The sequence below is a fragment of the Roseateles sp. P5_B10 genome (genome assembly GCF_056400485.1).
Window position 1 is genome coordinate 1 of the sequence record NZ_JBFULE010001784.1, and the last position, 514, is coordinate 514.

At 58.9% G+C, this 514-nt stretch carries 2 protein-coding genes; one reads left to right on the plus strand and one right to left on the minus strand.

Features of this window, described 5'->3' with window-relative positions:
* Positions 1-106 precede the first annotated feature (106 nt).
* Entirely contained in the window at positions 107-187 is an 81-nt protein-coding gene (gene pqqA / locus AC1DU6_RS35895; protein WP_081421972.1) for a pyrroloquinoline quinone precursor peptide PqqA, read from the plus strand.
* 87 nt (positions 188-274) lie between these two features.
* On the opposite strand, the gene AC1DU6_RS35900 is transcribed toward pqqA, so the two are convergent.
* Positions 275-514, minus strand: a 240-nt coding sequence (locus tag AC1DU6_RS35900) for an EthD family reductase (RefSeq protein ID WP_477863433.1), incomplete at its 5' end; no start/stop codon positions are given.

Consider the following 514-nt stretch of genomic DNA (forward strand, 5'->3'; position numbering starts at 1 on the left):
GTCGTGCACATTTTGCGCCGCAACCTGACGAGTTAAGTTGAAAGACGTCGCCTCACTGCTTATCGTCGGGCGGCGCAATCATCGCGCAACCTCTGAGGAGACCAAGATGAGCTGGAAGACTCCGAAGATCGTGGAAGTGCAGGTCGGCATGGAAATCAACATGTACGCCTGCGCGGCCCGTAAGTGACAGATTGATCGTCTTGATCGATCTCTCCCGGCTCGCAGACTGCGGTTTGTGAGCCGGGCAGAGGCCGTTGAACGCGAGTTGCGGCTGTCAGACGTCCTTCGTATCGAAGATCAGGAGATCGACACCTCCATCCGCGAAGTTCGCGAGGTCGCCTGCCGCGGCCTGCCCTTCCGGCGAGGCGAGGCCCAGCTTGAGCGCTGCAACCGATTCGAAATCCAGCGCAGCGACCAGATGAATATCGCTGTCACCCGTCGGCGTTGTGACGGCCCCTGTACTGACACCATAGTGTCTCAGCCCCGGAATCTTCTTTGCCAGCGGGATATGTAC